The sequence below is a fragment of the Nocardia vulneris genome, from assembly GCF_001613425.1.
GTDB classification, from domain to species: Bacteria; Actinomycetota; Actinomycetes; order Mycobacteriales; family Mycobacteriaceae; genus Nocardia; species Nocardia vulneris.
This window is the reverse complement of the sequence record NZ_BDCI01000004.1, coordinates 604,055-626,979: the sequence shown is the minus strand read 5'-3', so window position 1 is coordinate 626,979 and position 22,925 is coordinate 604,055. Positions and strand designations below refer to the sequence as shown.

Below are 22,925 nucleotides of genomic sequence, written 5' to 3'. Positions count from 1 at the left end.
ACCATCGACCGAAAGGGAACAGCCACCATGGCCGACAAGACCACCGCGCAGACCACCATCGAGGCCGTCCTCCGTCGCTTCGCGCCGACCGAAGCGGCCTCGGGCAAGACGCGAAAGAGCCAGCGCACCAACGGGTTCCCCGGCGCGGCTCGCCTCGACCGAAGGAGCGGACAGCCGCGGCACCAGAGCGCCTTCCGGGCGGCCCCGCAGCGTCCGCTGCGCATTCCCGGTCGCGGCTGAGCGTTCGCAGCACCGCAGGCCCGACTTACTTCGCTGGTTGAACGCCGGAATCGAGCCCCGCTCCGGGAAGTCTCGACTCGATTCCGGCGTTCGCATTGAGGCGGAACGCTCCGCCGACCAGGCACCGCTCCCTCGGAAGGACCCACCGTGACCACGTACTGCACCGCTCGCCCCGCTCCGTTCGGCGGCACCGTCTCCGAGGATCCGATCAAGGACTACCTGCGGCTCATCGGCCGCACCCCGCTGCTCACCGCGACGCAGGAGGTCGAGTTGGCCACCCGCATCGAGGCGGGTGTGCAGGCCGAGCAGCGCCTGGCCGAGCCGGACGAACTCGACGTCGCCGAACGCCGCATGTTGCAGCGCCGGGTGGCCGAGGGGCAGCGGGCCAAGGACCATATGGTCGAGGCGAACCTGCGCCTGGTCGTGTCCATCGCGAAGCGCTACCCGCTGCCCACCGGCCTGTCGCTGCTCGACCTGGTACAGGAGGGCACCCTCGGGATGATGCGCGCGGTGGAGAAGTTCGATCACCATCGCGGGCTCAAGTTCTCCACGTACGCGACCTGGTGGATCAAGCAGGGCATCGGCCGGGCGCTGGCCGACCAGGGCCGCACGATCCGGATTCCGGTGCACGTCGTCGAGGTGCTCAACCGGGTGACGCGGGCCCAGCGTGCGCTGACCCAGCAGCTCGGGCGCGCCGCCACCGCGGCCGAAATCGCGGCCGAGCTGGACTTGACCGAGGACAAGGTGCGTGAGGTGCTCGACCATGCGCGCGAGCCGATTTCGCTGCACACCCCGCTGGGCGACGACGCGGGCGAGTTCGGTGAGCTGATCGCGGACACCGCGCCGGACCCGGCCGAAGTGGCGTTGGCCACGTCGGTCCGCGGTCACCTCGACAAAGTGCTCGCGGGGCTGGCCGGGCGCGAAGCCGAGGTGCTCGCCCTGCGGTTCGGCCTGGACGGCGGCGATCCGAAGTCGCTCGACGAGATCGGCAAGGTCTACGGGGTCTCCCGCGAGCGGGCCCGGCAGATCGAGGCGAAGGGCCTGGCCAAGCTGCGGCAGGCGACCCGCGCGCGGGCACTGGAGGGACTGCTCGGCTGAGCCCCGGCACGCCCGGCGGGGCGAGTTCGCCGGGCGTCGCTGCCGTGTCGCTGGACGGACAGCAGCGGCGTCTCGCCCCATACTGAGGCAATGACCGGTGCAGTCGCTGTCGCCGAGAAAACCCCCGAGCCGATGAGCCGGGCGAAGATCAACCTCGTGTTCGCCACGATTGTGCTCGGCATGCTGCTGGCGGCACTGGATCAGACGATCGTCTCGACGGCGCTGCCGACGATCGTCGCCGACCTCGGCGAAGCCGGGCACATGGCCTGGGTGGTCACGGCCTATCTGCTCGCCGAGGCGGTCGCGACGGCCCTGGCGGGCAAGCTCGGCGACCTGTTCGGACGCAAGCTGATCTTCCAGCTCAGTGCGCTGATCTTCATCGCAGGCTCGATGATCGCGGGCTTGGCCAACGGGATGACCATGCTGATCGTGGCCCGCGGTATCCAGGGCTTCGGCGGCGGCGGGTTGATGGTCACCGCGATGGCCCTGATCGCCGACACCATCCCGCTGCGCCAGCGCGGCAAGTATCAGGGCGCGCTGGGCGCGGTGTTCGGCGTCACCACGGTGATCGGCCCGACCCTCGGCGGGTTGTTCACCGACCACGCGAGCTGGCGCTGGTGCTTCTACGTCAACGTGCCGGTCGCGATCATCATGATCGCGATGTCGGCGCGCACCATCCCGCGGGTGCGCGCCGCCGTCAAGCCGATCATCGACTACGCGGGCATCGGCCTGGTCGCCGTGGCGGTTTCGACGCTGATCCTCGGCTTGGAGTGGGGCGGGCAGGAATACCCGTGGGGCTCGCCGACCATCCTCGGCTTGTTCATCGCCTCGGCGGTGCTGTTTGCGGCGTTCGTGGCCGTCGAGCTGCGCGCGAAGGAACCGATGCTGCCCATGGGCTTGTTCCGCAGCCGGGTCTTCACCGTGTGTTCGATCCTGAGTTTCATCTGCGGCTTCGCCATGCTCGGCTCGATCACCTACCTGCCCGCGTATCTGCAATACGTGGACGGGGTTTCGGCCACCATGTCCGGCGTGCGCTCGTTGCCGCTGGTGGCCGGCCTGCTGGTGACCTCGATTCTGTCCGGGCAGGTGGTCGGCAAGACCGGGCACTATCGGTACTTCCCGATCGTCGGCACGCTGGTGATGGCGCTCGGGCTGTATCTGATGTCGACCATGGGCCGCGACACCGGCATCTGGGAAGAGTCGCTGTACATGATGGTGCTGGGCTTGGGCATCGGCCTGACCATGCAGGTGCTCACCATCGTCGTGCAGAACACCGTCCCGTACGCCCAGCTCGGCACCGCCACCTCCGGCGTCACCTTCTTCCGCACCCTCGGAAGTACTTTCGGCACAGCTATTTTCGGCACCCTGTACAGCAACGAGATCGGCCCGAATCTGCGCGCGGCGCTGCTCGAGGCCAAAGTGGTCCCGCCCGAGGTGGCCGCGAATCCGCAATCGCTGCAAGCGGTTCCGAAAGACGTGGCGGCGCCGATCATCGATGCCTACGCCGACACCATCGATCACGTCTTCGTGTGGGTGGTGCCGGTCGCGCTGGTCGGTTTCGTCGTCGCCTGGTTCCTCAAAGAAGTGCCGCTGCGCGACAGCGCCCGGGTGAGCGCGGGCGATGTGGGCGAAGGTTTTTCGGTGCCGGATTCGGCCGACCGCGTGGTGCAGCTGGAACGCGCGATCGCGGGCACCATGCGCAAGGGCGACGACCGGCCGATCGGGCCGCGGATTCTCGCGGACGCGGGCAGCACGCTGAGTCGCGGCGAGGCGTGGGCGCTCGGCCAGGTCTATCTGCGCGATCGTGCCGGGGGACCCGCCACGCTGGACGCGATCGCGCGGGCGCACAAACTACCCGACGACGTGCTCGAGCCGATCTATCGCAAGGTGGCCGAGCGCGGCTATCTGGTGGACGACGGTCGCGAACTGCGACTGACCGAGAACGGGCAGGCCGAGCTGAACCGGCTCAAAGCGGCTTGGCGCCGCTGGCTCGACACCCGGCTGGTCGACTGGAACAACGACGACCCCGCCGATCGCGCGCTGTTCGACCAGGCGTTGGACAACCTCGCGGGCAAGCTGCTCGAGCAGGAGGCGGCCGAGCACGAGCACACGCGCGCCTGAGCGCCGGCGAAGTCGAGGGGATAGCCTCTTGCCGGGCTAATGCTCGTACACGTATATTCGTAGACGAGTAAGGAGGTGCGATGGCCACGAAGCGCAAGGTGAACAACCTGCTCGCGCTCGCGGTGCTCTCGGTGATGATGGAGCGGCCGATGCACCGCTACGAGATCGCGCAGACGCTTCGCGAACACGGCAAAGACCAGGACATGGCGATCAAGTGGGGCTCGCTCTACACGGTCGTGCAGAGCCTGGAGAAGGCCGGCTTCCTGGAGATCGTCGGCAGCGAGCGCGACGGCGCACGACCGGAACGGGTGATCTATCGCATCACCGAGCCGGGCCGCACCGAACTCACCGACTGGACCCGAGAATTGGTCGCCGAGCCGGAGCCCGAGCAGCACCGGTTCGTCGCGGGTCTCTCCGTGCTCTCGGTGCTGCCCCCGGACGAGGTGGTCGAGTTGCTCGGTCGACGCATCGAAGCGCTCGAGCGCGCCATCGATGGCGTGCGCGGCGAACTCGACAAGCTCGCGACGAGCAAGCTGCCGCGGCTGTTCACCATCGAGACCGAATACGGCGTCGCGATGCTGGAAGCCGAAGTCGCCTGGGCGCGTTCGTTCCGCGACGAGATCCGGGACGGCACCTTCGACGGCGTGGACTGGTGGCGGCGGATCCACGCGGGCGGCTTCTCCGCCGCCGACACCATCGCCGCAGTAAAGGAGCAGCTGGACTGGCAGATCTGATTCCGAGACCGAGCTCGGCGGGGTGCGGCAACACCGCCGCCGAGCCCGATTGAACAGTCTCGAACCGCGCTCGCATGCGCGCACCCGGCTACAAGGCTGGCAACCACAGGATAACCGGGTGCGTGGTGCACGGGTCGGTTCGGGGATTCGAAAAATCCGCGACACAATCCTGGAGACACCCATGTCCGAAACACGAACCGCACTGGTCATCGGCGGCGGCATCGCCGGACCGGTCACCGCGACCGCGCTGCGCAAGGCGGGCATCGACGCCCGCGTCTACGAGGCCTATCCCGGTCCGTCCTACAACATCGGCAGCGGCCTCGCGCTCGCGCCGAACGGCATTGCCGCCCTGGACATCATCGGTGCGGCCGAGGCCGTCCGCGCCATTGCCTACCCCGTGACCGGGCAGAGCCTCTCGGTCGGCGGCAAGCTCTTCACCGTGCCGGGGATTCCCGGTATGGCGTTGCACGTGGTGGACCGCAGCGAGTTGCACCGCGTCCTGCACGATCACGCGGTCGACGCCGGCGTTCCGTTCGAATACAACAAACGTCTGGTCGACGTGGTCGAGGACGAGTCCGGCATCACGGCCCGCTTCACCGACGGCAGTACCGCCACCGCCGATGTGCTGATCGGTGCGGACGGCATCCGCTCGACGGTGCGCGGCCTGATCGATCCGAACGCGCCCGGGCCGGACTACACCGGCATGCTCGGGTTCGGCGCGATCACCGAGTGCAGCGCCGACATCGCACCGGACACGATGACCTTCGCGTTCGGCAAGCGGGCCTACTACCTGTACGGGAAGACACCGGACGGCCGCGTGATGTGGGGCGTCAATCTGCCGAGCAAGCAGTACATGTCGCTCACCGAGGCGCGTGCGCTGCCTGCGGCGCACTGGCTCGGCATCCTGCGCGACGTCTACGGCGACGACACGCCCGGCGGTGAACTTGCGCGCAACACCACCGAGGAACAGTTGGAGATCACCGGGGCGCTGCACATCATGCCGCCGGTGCCGCAGTGGTCGCGCGGCCGCATGGTGCTGGTCGGCGATTCGGTGCATGCGCCGTCCAACAGCTCGGGGCAGGGTGCGTCGCTGGCCATCGAGAGTGCGGTCCAGCTGGCTCGTTGCCTGCGTGACTTGCCCACGCCCAGAGCCGCTTTCGTCGCCTACGAGGAATTGCGCCGGGAACGGGTCGAGCGGATCACGGCGGCCGCGGCGAAGATCAACCACAGCAAGACGCCGGGGCCGGTGGGGCGCAAGATCATGAACCTGCTCATGCCGATCATGGTCCGGACCGTGATGAACCCGGAGAAGACCCAGGGGCTGAATTTCCGGTACCGGATCGACTGGGACGCGCCGGTGCAGCGGGAACTCGCCCCTGCGGCCTGAGCAATTCGAACCGCGCGGGCTGGTGGTCCGTACCCTGGGAAGCCACCGAAACGACCCTGGGGGACCCGTGCAACCTGACCATCAGCCCGCATTACATCTGGCCGGCCTGTGCAAACGCTTCGGCGGACCCTGGGTGGTCGACAACGTGAGTCTCGTGGTGCCGCCCGGTTCGTTCTTCGGCCTGGTCGGCCCCAACGGGGCGGGCAAGACGACGACGCTGTCGATGGCCTGCGGGCTGTTGCGGCCCGACGGCGGGCGGGCCGAGATCTTCGGCGCCGACGTCTGGGGCGACCCGGTGCGCGCGAAAAGCCTGGCCGGTGTGCTGCCGGACGGGCTCGCGCTGCCCGAACGGCTCACCGGGCGCGAATTGCTCACCTACACCGGCCTTTTGCGCGGGATGCCGGAGCGCATCGTCGCCGAGCGCGCCGACGAACTGCTCTCGGTGTTCGAATTGACCGGCGCCGAAGGCACTCTCGTCGTCGACTACTCCGCGGGTATGCGCAAGAAGATCGGGCTGGCCACCGCGCTGCTGCACGGGCCGAAACTGCTGGTACTCGACGAGCCGTTCGAAGCGGTGGATCCGGTGTCGGCGAGCACGATTCGCACGATCCTGCAACGCTTCGTCGGGGCGGGCGGCTCGGTGGTGCTGTCGAGTCACGTGATGGCGCTGGTGGAGAACATGTGCGACCGCGTCGCGGTGATCACCGGGGGACGGGTGGTCGCCGCGGGCACGCTGGACGAGGTGCGCGGCCAGAATACGTTGGAAGAGACCTTTGTTCGCCTGGTCGGCGGGCGGGTCGGGGGAGGGGACGGGCTGTCGTGGCTGGCGTCCTGATCCGGCTGCGGTTGCTGCTCACCAAGCGTTCGCTGAGCAACGGCTGGCAAGGCGTCACGTTCGTCATCGGCCTCGTGATCGGACTCTGCTTCGCGATCATCACCGCGGCCCTGATCGGGTTCGCGGTCCGCGATGGCGAGATCGACCGCGGGATCACCATCGCGGCAACACTTTTCGGGATATGGACGCTCGGCTGGCTGTGCGGGCCGGTGTTGTTCGGCAGCAGTGACGAGACGGTGCAGCCGGAGCATCTGCGCCTGCTGCCGCTCAGTCAGCGGCAACTGGCCACCGGCTTGCTCGCCGCCGCGTTCGCCGGGCCGGCGCCGTTGCTGAACCTCGTCGCGTTCGGTGGCCTCGTGCTGCTCGCGGCTCGAACCGGGGTCGCGGCAACGGTGGTCGCGGTGTTCGGGGTGGTGTTGCACCTCGTGTTCGTCGTGCTGCTGTCCCGGGTGGTGCTCGCCTGGGTCGGGGCCGCGATGCGGTCCCGGCGCGGCAAAGACCTCGGCGTGCTCGTCGCGGGGCTGCTCGGGCTGGCCTACTACCCGATGAGCTGGCTGCTGTCCCATGTCGGTGCGCTGCGCGACGTGCCGCCCGCGGTGGCCGACACGGTGCGCCTGCTTCCGTCGGGCTGGGCCGCCGTCGCGGTCGAGGGTGCGGCCCAAGGGAATTGGGTGCTCGCCGTGCTGCCGTTGCTCGGCCTCGTACTGGTCTCGCTCGGCCTGTGGCAGGCGTGGTCGATGCTGCTCGCGCGGCGGCTCGCCGCGCCGATGAACTCGGTCGGCGGGTCGGCGGGCGGTGGGTTGCTCGGCCGGGTTCGGCAGGGCGGACCCGTCGGCGCGGTGCTCGTGAAGGAACTGCGCGCCTGGTCCCGTGACAGCCGACGGCGCGCCACGCTGCTGCCGGTGCTGGTGGTCGGTGTCCTGATGCCGGTGTTTCCCGCGGTGCAGGGCAGCGGTGCCGGCGGCGTACCGTTCGCCGGCGTCACCTCGGCCGCGTTCGCCGCGCTGGCCGGCGCCAACCTCTACGGCTACGACGGCACCGCGCTGTGGCAGACCCTGATCACGCCCGGCGCGGTGCGGGCCGACGTGCGCGGCAGGTCGCTCGCGTTGCTCGTCGTGATCGGCGTCCCCACGCTGCTGCTCGCCCTCGTCCTGCCCGGTGCCCTCGGCCGCTGGGGCGTCTATCCGTGGGTGCTGTCGCTGTACGCGGCCGCGCTCGGCGTCGGCGTCTGCTCGGCCCTCGTCCTTTCCGTGCTCGCGCCGTACCCGCTGCCGCCCCGGACGGGTAACCCGTTCTCCGGCTCGGGCAATCCCGGTTGCGCGAAGATGCTCGTCCAGGTGGCCATGATCTTCGGCCAGTTCGTCGCCCTGCTGCCGGTGCTGGCCGTCCTGGTCATCGGCTATCTGACCGAGTGGAAACCGGTGGAATGGCTGGCGGTCCCCGTCGGCATCGCGACCGGCCTGGCCGCGATCTTCTTCGGTGCCCGTATCGCCGAGCATCGCCTGACCGCCCGCGGTCCGGAACTCCTCACCACGCTCCGCCCCCGCTGACGCACCCCTGCGGTGTCCCCGCACCGAGCGGGGCGGGACAATGCGGCGGCGCGCATCGGCTCGGCAATAGACTGTCCCGGTGAGCGATAGAGATCCCGATGGCAACTTGGATCTGAATCAGCTCCGCACGTTCCTCGCGGTGCATCGGGCGGGTTCGATCACCGCGGGCGCGCGGCTGGTGGGGTTGTCGCAGCCGACCGTGACCGCCCAGCTGCAGGCGCTGGAGAAGCGACTGGGGCAGCAGCTGTTCGAGCGGCTGCCGCGGGGCGTCGCACCGACCGCGGCGGCCGCCGAACTGGCCGCGCGCATCGCCGAGCCGATGGATGCGCTGACGACCGTCGCCGGGCCCGCCGACCCTGCGGCGTCCGCGCCGCAGCCTCCGGTCCGGCTGGCCGGGCCCGCGGAAATGCTTGCCGTGCAGGCCCTTCCGGCGCTGGCGCCGCTGGTCCAGCGCGGTGTCCGGCTGACCGTGACCGCCGGACTCTCCGACGAGCTGCTGACGGGGTTACGGGCCGGGCACTACGACCTGGTGGTCTCGACGGTCCGCCCGCGGGGGCGCACCGTCCTCGCCGAGCCGTTGATGGACGAGGAATTCCTCCTGGTCGCGGCCCCGGCGCTGGCCGCGCGCATAGATCTCGACCGGCTGCGCGCGGACGGCCCGGCCGCGCTGTCCGGTCTGCCGTTGGTCAGCTATGCCGCCGATCTGCCGATCCTGCGCCGCTATTGGCGGCACGTCTTCGGCCTCCGCCTGACCGCCGCGGCGGCGGTGGTCGTCGCCGACCTGCGTGCCGTCGCCGCCGCGGTCGCGGCGGGTGCGGGCATCAGCGTGCTGCCCCGTTATCTCTGTGCGGCACAACTGCATTCAGGAGCTCTGGTCCCGCTCCTGGAGCCGTCGGACCCGCCGATCAACACCGGCTTCCTCGTCCGGCGGCCGGGCAGCGCCCAGCCCCACGTCGACCTCGTACACACCCACCTTCGTCGCGCGGCCCGCACGTGGTGACCGCCCGGCGCTCAGCGCGGTCCGTACTCCTGGGCCGCGCGCTTGCGCAGGATCTGCGCCGTCTGCTCGTCGGCGGGGAGAAAGGCCTCCAGGTGTAGTTCGGCCAGGGTGATGTCGGTGGCCGTGGCGAACGAGGTCAGCGTGGTGATGAGCCGTAGCTCGCCGTCGGGGCTGCGCAGCCGCAGCGGGACCGCGAAGCCGAGGTGATCGGGGCCCGGTTCGGCCTGCGGGAGATAGCCTTCGAGCTCTTGGACGAGTTCTTCGAGCGCCGGGTCGGGGCTGCGGGCGAGGCGGCCGTTCAGTGCCTCGGTCACGTGTTTGCCCCATTCGGGCAGGTTCACCACGCGTCGCGCGAGCCCGTCGGGATGCAGCGCGAGCCGGAGCACGTTGACCGGCGGCTCCAGCAGTGCCGCCGCCGCGCCCTCGGTGAGCACGGCGAACGCGTCGTTGGCGGCGAGCAGGATGCCGTGCGGGCGCACGACCAGCGCCGGATAGGGCCGATGGCCGTCCAGGATCGTCTTCAGGGCCTCCCGGACCGGACCCAACTCCGGTGTGTCCAGGGCAGATTCGGGAAAGGCGGGCGCGTACCCGGCGGCGAGGAGCAGCGCGTTGCGTTCCCGCAGCGACAATTCCAGCGACTCGGCCAGCCGCACCACCATGGTGCGTCCCGGTCGCGACCGCCCCTGTTCCAGGAAGCTCAGGTGCCGTTGCGTGGTATCCGCCCGGATCGCCAGGTCCAGCTGGCTGACCCGGCGCAGGGTCCGCCAATGCTTCAGCTGCCGGGCGAAGCCCGGCGTCTCGATCGCCGTTGTCATGCGCACAGTCTGGTCTGCGCGCTGCGGGACCGCGATTCCGCGGAAGGTATGACGCGAGCACCTGAGCGAGGATTCGGCTATTCCCTGCCGGGAATCGCGCGGTATCGCCGCGACGGCAAAACTCGGTGCCATGAGCAAGCAGATGAACGAAAAAGAACTGGCTACCTTCGCCGAGCGGTTCGCCGCGCTGTGGAACGAGTCGGACCCCGAAGCCCGGGAGCAGCGCATCCGGGAATTCTTCGCGCCCACCGGAGTTCAGGTGCTGGTCGATCCGCCGATGGAGCTGCGCGAGCAGGTGGAGCGGTTGCAGTTCGCGCTGCCCGCGCTGGAGGTGCGCGGCTATGCGGCGTTGTCGCGCCGGGTGACTCGGGCCTACGAGCTGTTCATCGCGTCCGGTGACTACGAGTTCGCGGTGCCTGCCCCGGCGATCCCGTTGCCCGCCGGGCTGATCGGCGTCAGCTGGGTGATGGTGGCGAAGGCGGACGGCGCGATCGCGGGCGGCGGCTTCGATGTGCTCGGCCTGGACGCCGACGGCCGGATCCTGACCGACCACCAGTTCATCGAGGGCGTGCGATGAGCGGCACCACCGGCTGCGGCGTCGGCATGGCCTGATCAGGGGCAGGTGCCGAGTTCGCGTGTCATGGCGTCCTTCTCGGCCTGGGTCACCCAGAGCTGGTACGCCGCTTTGACCTGGATCTGCCTGGTCAAGTAGGCGCAGCGGTAGCCCTTGCTCGGCGGCAGCCAGCTGGCCGCGTCGGAGTCGCTCTTGGACTGGTTGGTCGGGCCGTCGACGGCCTGCAGGTTCAGCGGGTCGTTGGCCAGGTCGCGGCGGCGCTCGGCGGAAAGCTGTTGCGCGCCTTTCTGCCAGGCGTCCGAGAGGGCGATGATGTGGTCGATCTGCACGTCGTCGGAGGTCTTGGGCCCGCGCACGAATTTGATCGTCTTACCGGTGTAGAGATCGTTGAGGGTGCCGGTGGCCACGACGCAGCGCTTGGTGTCCTTGAAGGTGACATCGATGAGATCACGCTGCAGGATGTCGTCGCGGGTGCCGCAGCCGTTGTGTCCGCCGGGTACTGACACGTCATCGGACCAGGCGGGACCGAATTGTTCACGGGTGTAACCGGTTTTGGGGGCGCGTCCGGCGACGCGGACGGTGTCGAGCAGGGCGAGCGCGTCACGGCTCGGCATACTCGCCGGTGCATCGGCGCAGACCTGGGCGGATCCGGTATCGCACTGCGCGTTCGCCTTCGGCGGTTCCACCCGGTTCACGTAGTAGTAGGAGACTCCGATGAATGTCACGATCGCCAGGACGATCAGAGCGAGTCGCTGTGCTGTGAACTTCATCGAGCTTCCTAACGCCAACCACCTGAACTATAACGGCCGCCAACGTATCCGGCGGCTGAGGTGGTGTAAGTGATTGCCCTATATGACTTTCCGCACAGCGGGGCGGCTAAACAGAAAAAGCCACCCCCGAGTCGCCGTGCCGGCGCCGACTCGGGGGTGGCGGATCACGAGTCACTGCGACCGCGAAGCGCGGCGATGCGGAAGGATGTCCAGTCCCGATTCCGCACACACCGACACCACGGGGCTGATGAGGGAGGTCCCGAGGTGTCGAACCGCGCTGGGCGAGCTAGCTCGTGATGTTCAGGGGGTGTTCTACGTATTAGGACAGTAGATAACGCGGGTTGATCTTGGCAAGTCACGGGCGCTGATTCGGGACTATTCTCAGGATCATTTCAGCCTGGCTGTTATATCTACTGGACGTATACGGATGTGCCGCGCGATGAGCGGTGCGAGCTTCGGCGTGAACGCGGCTCGGGTCTGGCCACTCACGTGACGAGCGTCACTCCGATGCCGGTCACAGCGGGCGGTGTTCGGGTGTCCAACCGGGTGAAGGCAACTCAGCCGGACCCGAAAGGACAGCTCATGGCCACCGTCGACGTTCTCGATTCGTTCATCTCCTACCGCGATGCGGGCACCGGCTCGGTGCCGGTCGTGTTCCTGCACGGCAATCCCACCTCGTCGTATCTGTGGCGGAACGTGATTCCGCACGTCGGCGACCAAACCCGGACGCTGGCACCTGATCTCATCGGCATGGGTGCCTCCGGTAAGCCGGACATCGGTTACCGGTTCGTCGACCATGCGCGCTACCTCGAGGCCTGGTTCGACGCGCTGGAACTGGACCAGGTGGTGCTCGTCGGCCACGACTGGGGCGGCGCGCTCGGCTTGGACTGGGCCGCACGCCATCCCGGCCGGGTGCGCGGCGTCGCCGTGCTCGAGACCTTCCTGCGGCCGCTGCGCTGGTCCGAACTGCCCCCGCGGGGTGCGGAGATCTTCCGCGCCTACCGCGGGCCGGAAGGGGAGCGGATGGTGTTGGTGGAGAACATGTTCCTCGAGTTCAACCTGCCGAATCAGGCGCCGAGCCTGACCCCCGAGGACCACGACGTGTATCGCGCGCCGTACCCGACGCCCGAATCGCGCAGGCCGCTGCTGGCCTGGCCGCGGGAGTTGCCGCTGGACGGCGCGCCCGCCGACGTGGTGGCGATCATCGAGAACTACGGCCGCTGGGCCGCCGCGTCGCCCGAGGTGCCCAAGCTGATCATGGGCCTGGCGAACGGATCGGGCCTCGGCTCGCCCGAGGTGGTCGACTGGGCCGCGACCACCTTCGCGAATGCGGAGACCGCGGTGATTCCCCCGGCCGGACATCACGCGCCGGAGGATCGCCCGGACGAGATCGGGGCCGCGATCGCCGCCTGGCTCCGCCGTCACGCGCTGGTCGGCACGGCCGAGATCGCCTGAATCGCCGGGCATGTGGGTCTGCTCGGTCCCGCAGCCTGACGGGCAACGCTTGCGCAACCGCGCCGGTCATCGAAGGATGGCCGAATGGGTGTGCAGGAGCAGTCACAAGACGGTACGCGGGCCGCGGAGCAGCAACTGGTCGAGCGGGCCGTGGCCGGGGATCGGGACGCGATCACCGAAGTGGTGCGGTTGCTGCAGGATCCGCTGTATCGGCTCGCGCTGCGCATGGTGGGGCGGCCCGCCGAGGCCGAGGACGCGACGCAGGAGATCCTGCTGCGCGTCCTCGGTAACCTCGCGACCTGGCGGGCCGAGGCGGGGCTGCGAACCTGGGCCTACCGGGTCGGCGTGAACTATCTGCTGAACCTGCGGCGCCGGACGCCGCAGGAGGCAGCGCAGTTGAGCCTGGACACTTTTCGGGAGGGACTGGCCGACGGGCTGGCCGAGCAGGACTACCGCGGCCCCGAGGCCACGCTGCTGGTCACCGAACTGCGGCTCAACTGCTCACAGGCCATGCTGCAATGCCTGGCCAGGGACGAGCGGGTCGCCTTCGTCCTCGGCGACGTCTTCGAACTCGGCTCCGCCGAAGCCGCCTGGGTGCTCGACATCACTCCCGCCGCCTACCGAAAGCGTTTGGCGCGCGCCAAGAAACGCCTCGGCGCGTTTCTGTCCGCCAGCTGCGGCTGGGCCGACCCGGCGGCGTTCTGCCGGTGCACGCGCCGGGTGGAGCGCGCGGTCGCCCTGGGCCGGATCGACCCGAGCCGCCCGCACTTCGCCCGGCATCCGGTCACGCCCGGCGGCCGCACCGCAGACCAGGCCGAACAACAGATGATCCAGCTGCACGATGCCGCGGCCATACTCCGCGCCCACCCGGATTACGCTGCGCCGCAGGCGAAGATGGACGTCATCGGTGAGCTGCTCCGGTCCGGGCGGTATCCGCTGCTGCAGTGAGTACCGCGGGACGGAGCAGTGATCCGTCCAGCACGCCGCGGGCGGTGCGCGCCGCGACCACCGCCCACGCGGCGACCAGCACCAGATACAGCAGCACCGCGACGACCGCGAAAAGGTCCGCGCCGGTGTGGCTGTAGAGCACGGTGCTGCCGGTGACGCAGGTGCCGAGCGGGAAGGTGAAGCCCCACCAGGTCAGGTTGAAGGTCAATGCGCCTGCGCGATAGGTCTTTACCGTCACGGCGAGCGCCAGCGTCAGCCAGAGCATCGCGAAACCCCAGACGGCGAGACCGAAGATGACCGAGAACGCCAGCAGCCCTTTGGCGTAGAGGTCGGGCAGCGCGGTCGGGGCGGCGTTGGCGAGCAACCCTGCGGCGGTGACGGATTGGCCGAGCGGACCGAGCACGATCCAGAGGGTGGGCACCATCCCCGCGGCGGGGATGCCGTGGTGTACCAGCCGGGACCAGATCATGGTGATGGTGACCAGGGCGGCGATCAGGCTCAGTCCGAACAGGGTGACGCAGACCAGGATCATGGTCAGCCGCGGCTGACCCGCGGGAGTGTGCGGGACGAGCAAGGCGCCCATCGCCGCCGACACCATGGGCGGTACCACCGGCATCAGCCAGCCGCCGAACGCGGCGTCGGCCTCGACCCGGTGCCGGGTGAACATTCGATAGGGAATGGCCACGGCAGACAGCAGCCCGAGCACGGTGCCCGCGATCCACAGCACCCAGTCGATCGCCAGCGCCGCGGGTAGCCCGATCACGTCGCTGCCGAGCAGCAGGGTGCCGCCGCCGACGGTCAGCAGCGCCATCGGCGGCGCGCCGAAGAACTGCGACATCACCGGATGATCGCGGTGGTCGCGGGCGTTGTCGGGAAACCGCACCCGGTGGGCCAGCCATGCCACGCTCAGCAGCACGAGAAGTGCGGCGGACAGCGCCCACACGACCGTCGCGGCACCCCGCAGGCCGGGAAAACGCAGCGGCACCGTGGCCGCGGCGTTGGCGACGATGCCGGTCCCCATCACGGCGGCGAACCAGTTGGGGCCGAGTTGCCGCAGCGCGGACGGCTGCCGGAGGGACCGGCGCTGGTCGAGCTCGGCGACCACGTGCCGCGCGGCGGCGGGACGGACGGTCAGGGTGGCGGTCATGCCTCCAGACTGGTCGCCGGTTGTCCTGTCAGGTAGCTGCCGTGTTCCTATGCATGCATAGACTCGTTCTATGCCCCTGTCCCCGCGCGTACCCGACCTGGCCGCCCTCGACCTGCTGCTTTCGGTGATCGAGCTGGGCAGCCTCGGCCGCGCCGCGCAGCAGCACGGCATCAGCCAGCCGTCCGCCTCCTCGCGCATCCGGTATCTGGAGCAACTGGTCGGGGTGCCCGTGCTGGAGCGCAGCACGCTCGGTTCCCGGCCCACCCCGGCCGGCTCGCTGATCGCGGAATGGGCCAGGGCCGTGGTGCGCGCGGCCGAGCAACTCGATGCCGGGATCGGCACACTCCGCGCGGAACGTGCGTCGCACCTGCGCGTGGCGGCGAGCCAGACCATCGCCGAATATCTGTTTCCCGGCTGGCTCATGCAACTGCGGGCCGGTGCGCCCGATACCGCCATCGCGCTCGAATCCGGCAACTCGGTCGAGGTCGCGCAGCAGGTGCTCGACAGCAAGGCGGCCATCGGATTCGTCGAGAGCCCACAGAGTTTCCGCGGTCTGGAGTCGCACGCGGTCGCGACCGACCGGCTCGTCGTGGTGGTCGCGCCCGCCCATCGCTGGGCCCGGCGCGGCACGGTCGGCCTCGCCGAACTCGCCGAAACCCCACTGATCCAACGGGAAGCGGGCTCGGGCACCCGAAACTGGTTCGAGCACGCGGTAACTCGGCGGCTACCGGGCTGGACACCGGGCGTCGCCCTGGAGCTGTCGTCGACGACGGCCATCAAGACGGCCGTCGCCTCGGGTGCGGGCCCGGCGGTGCTCAGCACACTGGCCGTCGCCGCCGAACTCGGCGCGGGCACCCTGGTCTCGCCCACGGTCACCGACCTCGACCTGACCCGCACGCTGCGCGCGGTGTGGCCCACCGGCCACCGGCTCACCGGACCCGCACGCGAGCTCTACACGATCGCCCGCCGCAGCGGCTGAGCGCCGGTGCGCGGTAGCTCAGGCCGAGTCGGCGGGTTGGGCGGTCGGCGGCACGCCGGTGTCGAGAAAACGGATCAGCCGATCGATCCGGGCGGTGTGATCGACGCAGCGCTCGAGCTGGTTGGCGAGTAGCGCGAGGGTGATCGCCGAGGTGGTCGGCTGCGCCGACACCGGATCGGCCAGGGCCGTATGCAATTGCTGATGCAGTACTTCCATGGCTTGGCTGCCCGATTCCGGTTCGGTATCCGATTCCTGACGGCCGGTCGCGACGGCCGCGCCGCTCGCCGCGGTCCGGGCGGCCGCGAGCCTGCCCATCGCGGCGAGGATGTCCAGCACCGCTTGCGGCGCAACGTGTCCCGGATGGCTCTGATACACCTGATCGGCGACCTTGCTCACCAGGGTGCCGATGCCGGACAGCTCGGTCGCGATCTGAATGGCGGTGACCACGTGGCGCAGGTCGCGGGCGACCGGCGCCTGCAACGCGAGCAGCACGACGGTTCTCGCCTCGCACGCGCCGTACATCCCCTGTAGTTGTTCGTCGAGTGCGAACACCTCGTAGGTCGCGGTGAGATCGGCCCCGACGAGCGCATCGGTCATCCGCTCGGTAGCGTCGTGCGTGAGGCGGCACATGAGCGTCAGATCATTGGTCAAAGCGACGAGCTCGCGAGTGAACTGGGTTCGCACGCGCAAATTCTCGCCCATATCCACGCGCCGGGGCACATGAATCCCCTGTCGGCCACGAATTGACCGCCTATATGATGCCGACTCGGTACCCGCGGGTCGTGAATACGACCGAGTACTCGACCGCAGCTGGCAGGATTGAGCTGTGCATCGCGATGTGTCGGCTCATCTGGAGGTGGCGATCACCGCGCCGACGACCCTGGAATTCCAGATCGCCGCGGCCCGGCACCCGAATCTGGAATTGAACGAATCGCTGGTGTTCGAGCTCGACGGCCGACCGGTCACGCCGTGGGAGATTTTCGGGCCGCACGGCACCCGGATCCACAAATTCGCGGTCGGACCGGGCACCCTGCGCGCCCATTACACCGCGACCGTGCTCGGCACCGCGCTGCCGGACAGTCCTTCCGATTACGATCTCGCGCTGTATCTGCGTCCCAGCCGATTCGCCGAATCGGACAAGCTGCTCGGCTTCGCCAATACCGAATTCGGTTCGGCCACACCGAGCGCGCAACTGGCCGCCGAGGTGTCGGCATGGGTCGGCCGGCGGATCCGTTACGTCGCGGGCAGCAGCGACCCCATCGACGGTGCGGTGGAGACGCTGCTGTCCGGTGCGGGCGTGTGCCGTGATTTCGCGCATCTGGTGGTCGCGCTGTTACGCGCGGTCAAGGTGCCTGCCCGGGTGGTGTCGGTCTACGCGCCGGGCTGTGTGCCGATGGATTTCCATGCGGTCGCCGAGGCCTACGTCGACGGGACCTGGCGCGCCTTCGACGCCACCGGCCTGGCTCCGCGCTCCACGCTGGTGCGCATCGCCACCGGCCGCGACGCCTCCGATGTGGCCTTCCTCGACAATCACGGCGGCGAGATCGGGGTGAACAGTCTCCAGGTCAACGCGACCGTCGACGGCTTCCTCCCGTTCGACGACAACGTCACCCCGACCTCGGTCTGGTGAGCTCGCTCAGCTGATGTTCTTCAGGAACGACACGGCGTTCGCGCTGCCCGCGACCACGATGTCCAGCTTGCCGTCGCCGTCGTAGTCGGCGACCGCGGGTGTCTGCGGCTGTGACGTGACGTCGAATTCACCGGTCTTGCTGATGGATCCGCCGGTGCCGGCGAAGATCACCATCTTCGAGTTGAGCACCGCCGACATCGCAGCGTCGAGCTTGCCGTCCTTGTCGAAGTCGGCGACCGCGATGCTGGTCGGGCCGAGTCCCGACAGCGCGACCCGGTCGGTCTTCTTGAATCCGCCCTGACCGTTCGACAGCAGCAGCGTGGTGCTGAAGGAGAACGAGTCGGCGGAGATGACATCGTCGATACCGTCGCCGTCGAAGTCGCCGGCCCGGACGTCCTCGGTGATGAGGCCGGAGGTGCTCGCGTCGCGGCGGGCGAAGCTGCCGTCGCCGTTGCCGGTGAAGATCTGCACCTGCTGCAACACGGTGTTGTTGATCGCGATGTCTATCTTGTTGTCCGAGTTGAACTTTCCGACGGTGAAGGCCGACGGGGTGCCCAGGACCGAGCTGGTCGATCCGCCGTCGAGGGTGCCGTCGCCCTTGCCGATCCACGTCTTCACGCCGGTGGGCACCAGGCTGAGCACGTCGGCCTTGCCATCGCCGTTGGCATCGGCGACGATCACTTCCTGTTGTGCGCCTTCGAGTGTCGTGTACTTCTTGGCGGCGGCGAAGGTGCCGTTGCCGTTGTTCAGGAAGGTCGCGATGGTCGTCCAGGCCTGCGCGACGACATCGGGTTTCCCGTCCCCGTTCAGGTCGCCCGCCGCCACCGCGCCGAATCCGATGCCGACATCGCCCACTCTGGTGCCGCTGTTGAAGGTGCCGTCCCCCTTGCCGGTCATCAGGATCGGCCCCGCCCCTTGGAAATCGGCCGCGACGATATCGGCTTTGCCGTCGCCGTTGAAGTCGGCCGTGACCGTGCCGATCGGCGACGGGCCCGGCCCCCATGACGGAAACTGGCCGCCGGAAGGGGAATCCACTTTCGGCGCGAAGTTGATCGCTCCCGCGGCTTGGGCGGAAACGGGAAGGGCTAGGCAGAGTGCTGCTGCGGCCGCGGCGACGACGACGCCGCGCGGACGGAGGGATGCAGTAGGCATGAGATGTCCTGGTGTACTGAGAGTAATGCCGGGGACCAGGACTCTATGGCGCGTATCACAGTCGGAATGCCGCATTTTCGGCAATTCGTGGGATTGCCGGATCCGCGGGTGATCCTTTCCGGCACTGTGCCCAAACCGCTTTGCGCACAGTGCACTACCCGCGGTCGCCGGATCGGACACGATGCCCAATCGCCGTACTGCGTTCGCACACCCGCCGGTGCTACCGTCGCCGCCTGCGACCCGACCTGGACCAGCTCAGCCCGGGTCCTTGGTGCACTTCGACCAGAACTTGAACGGGCCCTGGATGTTCCAGGTGCTCTGCGCCCGGGCGACGGCTTTGTCCTGGGCCTCGTCGATGGTGACGCCCCAGTCCGAACCCCAGCCGTTGTTCTGGCCGAACGCGAACGCGACGCAGCCGTCCTTCGACCACACCGGCTCCTGGCAGGACGGGCCGCAGGCGAGCTGCGCCTTCGCGGCCGCGGCTTCCTGGCTGAGTGTGCTTGTGGCCCAATGCACCTCGCTGGACCCCTCGTTGTAGGTCGCGGCGATCCACGTGGTCGTGGCCTTGGGGGTGGTGGTCGGCGGTGCGGTGGTCGGCGGCGGCACCTTGGCGCTCGGCCGGGTGCTCGGTGTCCCGGACGAGTCGATCGAACCCGCGGCGGACTGGCTGGTGGTGGCGCTCGCGCTTCGCTCGTAGCGGTCTTGCTTCTCGTTGTTCTTCCACACCTTCAGCCCGATGATGCCGGCGATCACGAGCACGGTGAACAGCACCGAACCGATTGCGGCGAGAATCTTTCCGCCACCGCCACCACCGCCCGGCCCGGAACCGCCGGGCCCGTACTGCGGTGGGTATTGACCGGGCGGGGGGCCGGGCGGGAACCCGCCCTGCTGCGGCGCGAACTGCTGCGGCGCCTGCTGATACTGCGGCTGCTGGTATTGCGGGGCTTGCTGCTGGTACTGCGGCACCGACGGATACTGCTGTCCCTGCGGCCCGTAGGGCTGACCGTACTGCGGCTGGCCCATCGGGTTGAGCAGGGTGGGATCGGCGGGCGGCACCTGCTGGTAGGCGGGATCGGCCTGGCTGACGGGGTTCAGCAGGGTCGGATCCGACGGCGGCACCGGGTGGTAGCCGGGATCGGGCCGGCTCATCGGGTTGAGCAGCGTGGGATCTGCGGGTGGTACCTGCTGATATCCCGGACCGGAGTGATGCGCCGGATTCACCATCGTCGGATCCGAACGCTGCTGGTCAGGAGCCTGTTGTCCGCCCTCGGCCGGTTTCGGCTGAGCGTTCGGGTCGTAAGGCTGCCCGGGGTACTGGCCGGGTGGGTATGACATGAGCTCCCGCTGCTGGTCGTCTCGATCAAGGCGGAGCCAGGGTATCGGCTCGCCGCCAGGGAATCTGCCCCCGTCAATGGGGGCACGAATCCTCAGGCCGAGCTGAAAGTACCCGCTGCCGACCCGCGATGCGTAGACCTGGAATGAATGCGCGGGCGGCGCGGAAGAAATCGGTGTCCGCCGATGTCATACCCTCCGGTGACCTGAGCAGGTCGCGCAGACCGCACATGACTGGAGGGTGTATGACGACGTACGAGATCCCGGAGCAGGCCCGCGACCTGCTGGAACGCCCGATCTACGCGAGTCTGGGCACGACCCGGCCGGACGGCGCGCCGCAGGTGAACCCGATGTGGTTCGTGTGGGACGGCGAGTACATCTGGTTCACCCACACCAACTTTCGGCAGAAGTTCAAGAACCTGGCCCAGGAACCGCGCGTCTCGATCTCGATCTTCGACCCCGACAATCCCTACCGCTACATCGAGGTGCGCGGCGTGGTCGACCATGTCGACGACGATCCCGAAGGCGCCCTCTACAGCCGCCTGGCCGAACGCTACGGCCGCGGCCCGGTGGTCCCGCCGGACGCGAAGGACCGGGTGGCCATCGCGGTCCGGCCGACCGGTGCGAGCGGGTACGCCCTGCAGGACCACTGACCCCCGTACCCTCTCGGCCTCGCAGCGGGCCGGGAGGGTGTCGCGAAACCGGCAAATCGCCCACTGACACAGCTCTGACCTGTGTGCGGAGCGTTTGCTGCAACGATGGTTCTCATGATCCGTGTGTTGACCGAACGCTGGACCTTCGTCATTCCACTGCTCGCCGCCGTCGCCTTGGCACTGACCTGGGGGCGAAGTCTGTCCGGTGTGGCGGTGATCGTGGTGGCCGCCGCCCTCATCGGCGCGGTGCTCGCGGCGGTGTATCACGCGGAGGTGGTCGCGCACCGGGTCGGTGAACCGTTCGGGTCGCTGGTGCTCGCGGTCGCGGTGACCGTCATCGAGGTCGCGCTCATCGTCACGCTCATGATCTCCGGCGGCGACAAGGCCGCCTCGCTGGCCAGGGACACCGTGTTCGCCGCGGTGATGATCACCTGCAACGGCATCGTCGGTCTCGCGCTGCTGGTCGGTGCGCTGCGCCGACGGGTCGCGGTGTTCAACGCCGAAGGCACCGGCGCCGCGCTGGCCACCGTGGCGACGCTGGCCACGCTCAGCCTCGTGCTGCCGACCTTCACCACCAGCACGCCGGGGCCGGAGTTCTCCGCCGCGCAGCTGGCCTTCGCCGCGGTCGCCTCGCTCGCGCTGTACGGGTTGTTCGTCATGGTGCAGACGGTCCGGCACCCCGACGACTTCCTCCCGGTCGAGGGCGACGGCGTGGTGACCGACGACGACGCGCACGAAACGCGGCCGACCGCCAAGGCCGCGCTGCTCAGTCTCTTGCTGCTGTTCGTCGCGCTGGTGTGCGTGGTCGGGCTGGCCAAGGTCGTCTCCCCGTCCATCGAATCGGCCGTGGCCTCGGCCGGCCTGCCGCCCTCGGCGGTCGGTGTGGTCATCGCGCTGCTGGTGTTGCTGCCGGAGACGCTCGCCGCGTTCAACGCGGCCCGCCGGGATCGGGTGCAGATCAGCCTTAATCTCGCCCTCGGTTCGGCCATGGCCAGTATCGGCCTGACCATTCCGGTGATCGCGGTGGCGACGATCTGGCTGGACGGTCCGCTGGTGCTCGGACTGGGCGCCACCCAGATGGTGCTGCTCGGCTTGACTGTGGTCGTCGGCACGCTCACCGTGGTGCCCGGCCGGGCCACGCTGCTGCAGGGCGGGGTGCATCTGGCCCTGTTCTCGGCCTTCGTTTTCCTGGCCGCCAGCCCGTAGCGATGTGACTCGACTCACCCGCGGCCGGGCTGCCGCTGCCTCGGATCACCCCGTTCCGGGTTTCGGTCTTTCGCTTCGGGTGTGCTGACTGTTGTCCGACTCGGGCCATTCGGTCGAAGAACCAGACGTCCGGCTTGTCTTTTTCGCTGCACTTCCGGTTCTCGTGACCGTGTCGTGATCTTGCTTAGTGTTAGCTGAGCTAAGTGGCGTGGATCACCGTGATAGCCGATCTATGCTGATAACTCGTTTCAGAATGCGGATTTACTTCCAGGTTGAGCCTTTGACCTGCGGCTGGTGCTAGCTGCCAGCAAGCGTTTTAGAGGCGATGCTCACACCGTGACCGGCTTTACTGTTACCTATCGTCACCGATAGCTTCATGGTGGCAGTGACGCCCATCATGGAGAGTGCGATTTTGAAACTCGAGACACACCTGTTCGGCCGGGGCCCCGCGTGGCACCGGTGACCCGGGCTCGCTCGAGCGCCTCTGCCGTCCGCGTCGTCCGCAAGAACTTCTCCGACACGGTCGTCTCGTCACTGCGTACCTTCGGTCGCGCGGTGGATATCGCACGCGAATCGGCGACCGGCGCGGTCACCGGCATCGTGCGCGGTCAGTTCCAATGGCGGGAGGCGATCACGCAGGCGTGGCGCCTGGTGACCGTCACCGCGATTCCCGCGATCCTGATCGCGATCCCGTTCGGCGTCATCGTCTCGATCCAGGTCGGCAACCTCATCCACACCCTCGGCGCGGATTCGCTGCTCGGCGCGACCGGCGGGCTCGGCGTGATCAAACAGGGTGCGCCGCTGGCCACCGGCTTCCTGCTGGGCGGCGCGGGCGCCGCCGCGATCGCCGCGGACCTGGGCGCGCGCACGATCCGCGAGGAGATCGACGCGCTCAACACCATGGGCATCAGCCCGGTGCCGCGCCTGGTGATTCCGCGGCTGGTCGCGATGATCTTCGTCGCGCCGCTGCTGAACATCCTCATCATCTTCGTCGGCATCGTCGCGGGTTACGCCGTCGCGGTCGGCGGCCAGAACGTCACCCCGGGCAGCTACTGGGCGACCTTCGGCTCGTTCACCACCGTCGCCGACGTGTGGGTGTCGCTGCTCAAGGCGGCGCTGTTCGGCTTCCTGGTGGTGGTCATCGCCTGCCAGCGCGGGCTGGAGGCCAAGGGCGGACCGCGCGGCGTCGCCGACGCGGTGAACGCCGCGGTCGTGCTGTCGGTCGTCTCGATCGCGATCGTCAACCTGGGCGTCACCCAGGTCGTCGAGATGTTCCTGCCCACCAGGCTGGTCTGAGCC

Annotated in this window: 22 protein-coding genes; 16 read left to right on the top strand and 6 right to left on the bottom strand. The window is 68.8% G+C overall.

Translation table 11 applies throughout. The annotated features are described in order from the left end of the window. Positions 1-27: 27 nt before the first annotated feature. The 8 genes from NVU01S_RS08855 (at position 28) to NVU01S_RS08820 (ending at position 8,965) form a co-directional block, all read left to right on the top strand. A complete protein-coding gene (locus tag NVU01S_RS08855) occupies positions 28-240 on the top strand; it encodes a hypothetical protein (protein ID WP_043663026.1) in 213 nt (70 codons plus the stop codon). A 147-nt stretch (positions 241-387) separates the two neighbouring features. Continuing rightward, positions 388-1,338, top strand: coding sequence for a sigma-70 family RNA polymerase sigma factor (locus NVU01S_RS08850; protein WP_043663028.1), 951 nt, complete (start codon positions 388-390; stop codon positions 1,336-1,338). A 90-nt stretch (positions 1,339-1,428) separates the two neighbouring features. Further along, on the top strand, positions 1,429-3,459 hold the full coding sequence (locus NVU01S_RS08845) for an MDR family MFS transporter (RefSeq protein ID WP_373864188.1): 2,031 nt from the start codon (positions 1,429-1,431) through the stop codon (positions 3,457-3,459). 80 nt (positions 3,460-3,539) lie between these two features. Continuing rightward, on the top strand, positions 3,540-4,193 hold the full coding sequence (locus NVU01S_RS08840; protein ID WP_043663031.1) for a PadR family transcriptional regulator: 654 nt from the start codon (positions 3,540-3,542) through the stop codon (positions 4,191-4,193). Between the two features lie 181 nt (positions 4,194-4,374). Continuing rightward, entirely contained in the window at positions 4,375-5,580 is a 1,206-nt protein-coding gene (locus NVU01S_RS08835; RefSeq protein ID WP_043663034.1) for an FAD-dependent monooxygenase, read from the top strand. Positions 5,581-5,647: 67 nt separating this feature from the next. Further along, positions 5,648-6,415, top strand: coding sequence for an ABC transporter ATP-binding protein (locus NVU01S_RS08830; RefSeq protein ID WP_043663037.1), 768 nt, complete (start codon positions 5,648-5,650; stop codon positions 6,413-6,415). Continuing rightward, positions 6,400-7,965 (top strand): hypothetical protein, encoded by a 1,566-nt coding sequence (locus NVU01S_RS08825; protein ID WP_043663041.1) that lies wholly within the window; start codon positions 6,400-6,402, stop codon positions 7,963-7,965. The genes NVU01S_RS08830 and NVU01S_RS08825 overlap by 16 nt, the downstream gene beginning before the upstream one ends. Before the next feature lie 79 nt (positions 7,966-8,044). Then, positions 8,045-8,965: a LysR family transcriptional regulator gene (locus NVU01S_RS08820; protein WP_043663044.1), complete on the top strand. Its 921-nt coding sequence runs from the start codon at positions 8,045-8,047 to the stop codon at positions 8,963-8,965. Positions 8,966-8,976: 11 nt separating this feature from the next. On the opposite strand, the gene NVU01S_RS08815 is transcribed toward NVU01S_RS08820, so the two are convergent. Beyond that, the gene (locus NVU01S_RS08815; protein ID WP_043663047.1) at positions 8,977-9,780 is read right to left on the bottom strand and encodes a helix-turn-helix domain-containing protein; all 804 of its coding nucleotides are present in this window, start codon (positions 9,778-9,780) and stop codon (positions 8,977-8,979) included. Positions 9,781-9,910: 130 nt separating this feature from the next. Between NVU01S_RS08815 and NVU01S_RS08810 the strand changes: the two genes are divergently transcribed. Then, positions 9,911-10,357 (top strand): hypothetical protein, encoded by a 447-nt coding sequence (locus tag NVU01S_RS08810; protein WP_082031769.1) that lies wholly within the window; start codon positions 9,911-9,913, stop codon positions 10,355-10,357. A gap of 35 nt (positions 10,358-10,392) precedes the next feature. Here the strand turns inward: NVU01S_RS08810 and NVU01S_RS08805 are convergent, their stop codons facing one another. Further along, positions 10,393-11,124: an HNH endonuclease family protein gene (locus NVU01S_RS08805; protein ID WP_043663050.1), complete on the bottom strand. Its 732-nt coding sequence runs from the start codon at positions 11,122-11,124 to the stop codon at positions 10,393-10,395. A gap of 582 nt (positions 11,125-11,706) precedes the next feature. On the opposite strand from NVU01S_RS08805, the gene NVU01S_RS08800 reads away from it, so the two are divergent. After that, positions 11,707-12,579: a haloalkane dehalogenase gene (locus tag NVU01S_RS08800; RefSeq protein WP_043663053.1), complete on the top strand. Its 873-nt coding sequence runs from the start codon at positions 11,707-11,709 to the stop codon at positions 12,577-12,579. A gap of 84 nt (positions 12,580-12,663) precedes the next feature. Further along, entirely contained in the window at positions 12,664-13,527 is an 864-nt protein-coding gene (locus tag NVU01S_RS08795) for an RNA polymerase sigma factor (protein WP_043663056.1), read from the top strand. On the opposite strand, the gene NVU01S_RS08790 is transcribed toward NVU01S_RS08795, so the two are convergent. Next, complete coding sequence (locus tag NVU01S_RS08790) at positions 13,481-14,674, bottom strand: TDT family transporter (RefSeq protein WP_043663059.1); 1,194 nt, start codon at positions 14,672-14,674, stop codon at positions 13,481-13,483. The two genes, NVU01S_RS08795 and NVU01S_RS08790, sit on opposite strands and share 47 nt — an antisense overlap. Positions 14,675-14,744: 70 nt before the next feature. Between NVU01S_RS08790 and NVU01S_RS08785 the strand changes: the two genes are divergently transcribed. Then, complete coding sequence (locus NVU01S_RS08785) at positions 14,745-15,653, top strand: LysR family transcriptional regulator (RefSeq protein ID WP_043663063.1); 909 nt, start codon at positions 14,745-14,747, stop codon at positions 15,651-15,653. 18 nt (positions 15,654-15,671) lie between these two features. On the opposite strand, the gene NVU01S_RS08780 is transcribed toward NVU01S_RS08785, so the two are convergent. Then, a complete protein-coding gene (locus tag NVU01S_RS08780) occupies positions 15,672-16,337 on the bottom strand; it encodes a phosphate signaling complex PhoU family protein (RefSeq protein WP_226887054.1) in 666 nt (221 codons plus the stop codon). A 142-nt stretch (positions 16,338-16,479) separates the two neighbouring features. On the opposite strand from NVU01S_RS08780, the gene NVU01S_RS08775 reads away from it, so the two are divergent. Continuing rightward, a complete protein-coding gene (locus NVU01S_RS08775) occupies positions 16,480-17,283 on the top strand; it encodes a transglutaminase-like domain-containing protein (protein ID WP_043663067.1) in 804 nt (267 codons plus the stop codon). Between the two features lie 6 nt (positions 17,284-17,289). Here the strand turns inward: NVU01S_RS08775 and NVU01S_RS08770 are convergent, their stop codons facing one another. Together NVU01S_RS08770 and NVU01S_RS08765 are read right to left on the bottom strand one after the other, a co-directional pair. Continuing rightward, positions 17,290-18,435, bottom strand: a complete 1,146-nt coding sequence (locus tag NVU01S_RS08770) for an FG-GAP repeat domain-containing protein (protein WP_167829337.1) — start codon at positions 18,433-18,435, stop codon at positions 17,290-17,292. A gap of 255 nt (positions 18,436-18,690) precedes the next feature. After that, positions 18,691-19,770: a DUF4189 domain-containing protein gene (locus NVU01S_RS08765; protein WP_156161371.1), complete on the bottom strand. Its 1,080-nt coding sequence runs from the start codon at positions 19,768-19,770 to the stop codon at positions 18,691-18,693. A gap of 242 nt (positions 19,771-20,012) precedes the next feature. Here NVU01S_RS08765 and NVU01S_RS08760 point away from each other — a divergent pair, with 242 nt between their 5' ends. From NVU01S_RS08760 to NVU01S_RS08750, 3 genes are all read left to right on the top strand, one after another. Further along, a complete protein-coding gene (locus tag NVU01S_RS08760; RefSeq protein WP_043663075.1) occupies positions 20,013-20,420 on the top strand; it encodes a PPOX class F420-dependent oxidoreductase in 408 nt (135 codons plus the stop codon). Between the two features lie 114 nt (positions 20,421-20,534). Then, positions 20,535-21,626: a calcium:cation antiporter gene (locus NVU01S_RS08755; RefSeq protein WP_043663077.1), complete on the top strand. Its 1,092-nt coding sequence runs from the start codon at positions 20,535-20,537 to the stop codon at positions 21,624-21,626. 450 nt (positions 21,627-22,076) lie between these two features. Further along, positions 22,077-22,922: an ABC transporter permease gene (locus tag NVU01S_RS08750; protein WP_014982145.1), complete on the top strand. Its 846-nt coding sequence runs from the start codon at positions 22,077-22,079 to the stop codon at positions 22,920-22,922. The last annotated feature ends 3 nt before the right edge of the window (positions 22,923-22,925 follow it).